The following is a 5039-nucleotide window of genomic DNA, read 5'->3' on the forward strand; positions in this document are numbered from 1 at the left end:
CGACCTGATAGAATATAGAAGTTGTCTCGCAAGAGCAACGCAGACCTTTGAAAACTGAACAAGACGAACCAAACGTGCAGGGTATAGCAATATACCCGTCAAAAAGCAAATAAAGACGACAGTTGGAAACGACTGAGCGCAAACTTGAATTTAAATGAGAGTTTGATCCTGGCTCAGGACGAACGCTGGCGGCATGCCTAATACATGCAAGTAGAACGCTGAAGGAAGGAGCTTGCTTCTTCTGGAAGAGTTGCGAACGGGTGAGTAACGCGTAGGTAACCTACCTGATAGCGGGGGATAACTATTGGAAACGATAGCTAATACCGCATAACAGTTTAGAACACATGTTGTAAACTTGAAAGGTGCAAATGCATCACTATCAGATGGACCTGCGTTGTATTAGCTAGTTGGTGAGGTAAAGGCTCACCAAGGCAACGATACATAGCCGACCTGAGAGGGTGATCGGCCACACTGGGACTGAGACACGGCCCAGACTCCTACGGGAGGCAGCAGTAGGGAATCTTCGGCAATGGGGGCAACCCTGACCGAGCAATGCCGCGTGAGTGAAGAAGGTTTTCGGATCGTAAAGCTCTGTTGTAAGGGAAGAACGTTGTGTAGAGTGGAAAGTTACACAAGTGACGGTACCTTACCAGAAAGGGACGGCTAACTACGTGCCAGCAGCCGCGGTAATACGTAGGTCCCGAGCGTTGTCCGGATTTATTGGGCGTAAAGGGAGCGCAGGCGGTTTAATAAGTCTGAAGTTAAAGGCTGTGGCTCAACCATAGTTCGCTTTGGAAACTGTTAAACTTGAGTGCAGAAGGGGAGAGTGGAATTCCATGTGTAGCGGTGAAATGCGTAGATATATGGAGGAACACCGGTGGCGAAAGCGGCTCTCTGGTCTGTAACTGACGCTGAGGCTCGAAAGCGTGGGGAGCAAACAGGATTAGATACCCTGGTAGTCCACGCCGTAAACGATGAGTGCTAGGTGTTAGGCCCTTTCCGGGGCTTAGTGCCGCAGCTAACGCATTAAGCACTCCGCCTGGGGAGTACGACCGCAAGGTTGAAACTCAAAGGAATTGACGGGGGCCCGCACAAGCGGTGGAGCATGTGGTTTAATTCGAAGCAACGCGAAGAACCTTACCAGGTCTTGACATCCCTCTGACCGCCCTAGAGATAGGGTTTCCCTTCGGGGCAGAGGTGACAGGTGGTGCATGGTTGTCGTCAGCTCGTGTCGTGAGATGTTGGGTTAAGTCCCGCAACGAGCGCAACCCTTATTGTTAGTTGCCATCATTTAGTTGGGCACTCTAGCGAGACTGCCGGTAATAAACCGGAGGAAGGTGGGGATGACGTCAAATCATCATGCCCCTTATGACCTGGGCTACACACGTGCTACAATGGTTGGTACAACGAGTCGCAAGCCGGTGACGGCAAGCTAATCTCTTAAAGCCAATCTCAGTTCGGATTGTAGGCTGCAACTCGCCTACATGAAGTCGGAATCGCTAGTAATCGCGGATCAGCACGCCGCGGTGAATACGTTCCCGGGCCTTGTACACACCGCCCGTCACACCACGAGAGTTTGTAACACCCAAAGTCGGTGAGGTAACCTTTTAGGAGCCAGCCGCCTAAGGTGGGATAGATGATTGGGGTGAAGTCGTAACAAGGTAGCCGTAGGAGAACCTGCGGCTGGATCACCTCCTTTCTAAGGAAATACGGAATGCACGTTAGTCTTGTTTAGTTTTGAGAGGTCTAGACTGTGGGGCCTTAGCTCAGCTGGGAGAGCGCCTGCTTTGCACGCAGGAGGTCAGCGGTTCGATCCCGCTAGGCTCCATTGGCACGCGAGTGTCAAGTTTGTCCATTGAAAATTGAATAACAATCACATATTTTTCTTAAAGAAAATTAGTAAACAAGAAAATAAACCGAAACGCTGACGCATTAATTTAAAGAGTTAATAAGGTTAAGTTAATAAGGGCGCACGGTGGATGCCTTGGCACTAGAAGCCGATGAAGGACGTGACTAACGACGAAATGCTTTGGGGAGTTGTAAGTAAGCGCTGATCCAGAGATGTCCGAATGGGGGAACCCGGCAGGTAATGCCTGTCACTCATTACTGTTAAGGTAATGTAGAGGAAGACGCAGTGAACTGAAACATCTAAGTAGCTGCAGGAAGAGAAAGCAAACGCGATTGCCTTAGTAGCGGCGAGCGAAGAGGCAAGAGGGCAAACCGAGGGGTTTACTCCTCGGGGTTGTAGGACTGCAATGTGGACTTATAGCGTATAGAAGAATTACCTGGGAAGGTAAGCCAAAGAGAGTAACAGCCTCGTATTCGAAATAAGTTATATACCTAGCAGTATCCTGAGTACGGCGAGACACGTGGAATCTCGTCGGAATCTGGGAGGACCATCTCCCAACCCTAAATACTCTCTAGTGACCGATAGTGAACCAGTACCGTGAGGGAAAGGTGAAAAGCACCCCGGGAGGGGAGTGAAATAGAACCTGAAACCGTGTGCCTACAACAAGTTCGAGCCCGTTAATGGGTGAGAGCGTGCCTTTTGTAGAATGAACCGGCGAGTTACGTTTACGTGCGAGGTTAAGTTGAAGAGACGGAGCCGTAGGGAAACCGAGTCTTAATAGGGCGCAATAGTACGTGGACGTAGACCCGAAACCATGTGACCTACCCATGAGCAGGGTGAAGGTGAGGTAAAACTCACTGGAGGCCCGAACCAGGGCACGTTGAAAAGTGCTTGGATGACTTGTGGGTAGCGGAGAAATTCCAAACGAACTTGGAGATAGCTGGTTCTCTCCGAAATAGCTTTAGGGCTAGCGTCGATATAGAGATTCTTGGAGGTAGAGCACTGTTTGGGTGAGGGGTCCATCCCGGATTACCAATCTCAGATAAACTCCGAATGCCAATGAATTATGATCGGCAGTCAGACTGCGAGTGCTAAGATCCGTAGTCGAAAGGGAAACAGCCCAGACCACCAGCTAAGGTCCCAAAATAATTGTTAAGTGGAAAAGGATGTGGGGTTGCACAGACAACTAGGATGTTAGCTTAGAAGCAGCTATTCATTCAAAGAGTGCGTAATAGCTCACTAGTCGAGTGACCCTGCGCCGAAAATGTACCGGGGCTAAAACAATTTACCGAAGCTGTGGATACCTTTATGGTATGGTAGGAGAGCGTTCTATGTGTGAAGAAGGTATACCGTGAGGAGTGCTGGAACGCATAGAAGTGAGAATGCCGGTATGAGTAGCGAAAGACAGGTGAGAATCCTGTCCACCGTAAGACTAAGGTTTCCAGGGGAAGGCTCGTCCGCCCTGGGTTAGTCGGGACCTAAGGAGAGACCGAAAGGTGTATCCGATGGCCAACAGGTTGATATTCCTGTACTAGAGTATAGAGTGATGGAGGGACGCAGTAGGCTAACTAAACCAGACGATTGGAAGAGTCTGGCCAAGCAGTGAGGCGTGGTATGAGTTAAATGCTTATACCTATAACGTTGAGCTGTGACGGGGAGCGAAGTTTAGTAGCGAAGTTAGTGATGTCACACTGCCAAGAAAAGCTTCTAGCGATAATTTATACTCTACCCGTACCGCAAACCGACACAGGTAGTCGAGGCGAGTAGCCTCAGGTGAGCGAGAGAACTCTCGTTAAGGAACTCGGCAAAATGACCCCGTAACTTCGGGAGAAGGGGTGCTGACTTACAGTCAGCCGCAGTGAATAGGCCCAAGCAACTGTTTATCAAAAACACAGCTCTCTGCTAAATCGCAAGATGACGTATAGGGGGTGACGCCTGCCCGGTGCTGGAAGGTTAAGAGGAGTGCTTAGGAGTAATCCGAAGGTATGAATTGAAGCCCCAGTAAACGGCGGCCGTAACTATAACGGTCCTAAGGTAGCGAAATTCCTTGTCGGGTAAGTTCCGACCCGCACGAAAGGCGTAATGATTTGGGCACTGTCTCAACGAGAGACTCGGTGAAATTTTAGTACCTGTGAAGATGCAGGTTACCCGCGACAGGACGGAAAGACCCCATGGAGCTTTACTGCAGTTTGATATTGAGTATCTGTGATACATGTACAGGATAGGTAGGAGCCATTGACCTCGGGACGCCAGTTTCGAGTGAGGCGTTGTTGGGATACTACCCTTGTGTTATGGCTACTCTAACCCGGTAGGTTAATCATCTACGGAGACAGTGTCTGACGGGCAGTTTGACTGGGGCGGTCGCCTCCTAAAAGGTAACGGAGGCGCCCAAAGGTTCCCTCAGAATGGTTGGAAATCATTCGCAGAGTGTAAAGGTATAAGGGAGCTTGACTGCGAGAGCTACAACTCGAGCAGGGACGAAAGTCGGGCTTAGTGATCCGGTGGTTCCGTATGGAAGGGCCATCGCTCAACGGATAAAAGCTACCCTGGGGATAACAGGCTTATCTCCCCCAAGAGTTCACATCGACGGGGAGGTTTGGCACCTCGATGTCGGCTCGTCGCATCCTGGGGCTGTAGTCGGTCCCAAGGGTTGGGCTGTTCGCCCATTAAAGCGGCACGCGAGCTGGGTTCAGAACGTCGTGAGACAGTTCGGTCCCTATCCGTCGCGGGCGTAGGAAATTTGAGAGGATCTGCTCCTAGTACGAGAGGACCAGAGTGGACTTACCGCTGGTGTACCAGTTGTCCTGCCAAGGGCATCGCTGGGTAGCTATGTAGGGAAGGGATAAACGCTGAAAGCATCTAAGTGTGAAGCCCACCTCAAGATGAGATTTCCCATGATTTTATATCAGTAAGAGCCCTGAGAGAAGATCAGGTTGATAGGTTAGGAGTGTAAGTGTGGCGACACATGTAGCGGACTAATACTAATCGCTCGAGGACTTATCCGAGAAGTCGGTGTAAGGTTTAGGACTTGTGAAGATTGTTATTCAATTTTGGATGGGCAAACGCAATAGTTAAGTGACGATAGCCTAGGAGATACACCTGTTCCCATGCCGAACACAGAAGTTAAGCCCTAGTACGCCTGATGTAGTTGGGGGTTGCCCCCTGTTAGATAAGGTCGTTGCTTAGCGAA

General features: G+C 50.1%; 1 tRNA gene and 3 rRNA genes. All 4 read left to right on the forward strand.

Going from position 1 to position 5039, the window contains the following annotated elements:
* Positions 1-150: 150 nt before the first annotated feature.
* The 4 genes from STRDD12_RS07930 (at position 151) to rrf (ending at position 5036) form a co-directional block, all read left to right on the forward strand.
* A 16S ribosomal RNA gene (locus tag STRDD12_RS07930) occupies positions 151-1699 on the forward strand.
* A gap of 56 nt (positions 1700-1755) precedes the next feature.
* Positions 1756-1828: transfer RNA gene (locus STRDD12_RS07935), tRNA-Ala, on the forward strand.
* A gap of 124 nt (positions 1829-1952) precedes the next feature.
* Positions 1953-4854 (forward strand): 23S ribosomal RNA (locus STRDD12_RS07940).
* A 66-nt stretch (positions 4855-4920) separates the two neighbouring features.
* Positions 4921-5036, forward strand: a 5S ribosomal RNA gene (gene rrf, locus STRDD12_RS07945).
* Together the 16S, 23S and 5S rRNA genes with 1 tRNA gene alongside form the textbook arrangement of a ribosomal RNA operon.
* The last annotated feature ends 3 nt before the right edge of the window (positions 5037-5039 follow it).

Source organism: Streptococcus sp. DD12 (genome assembly GCF_001578885.1).
Taxonomy (GTDB): domain Bacteria; phylum Bacillota; class Bacilli; order Lactobacillales; family Streptococcaceae; genus Streptococcus.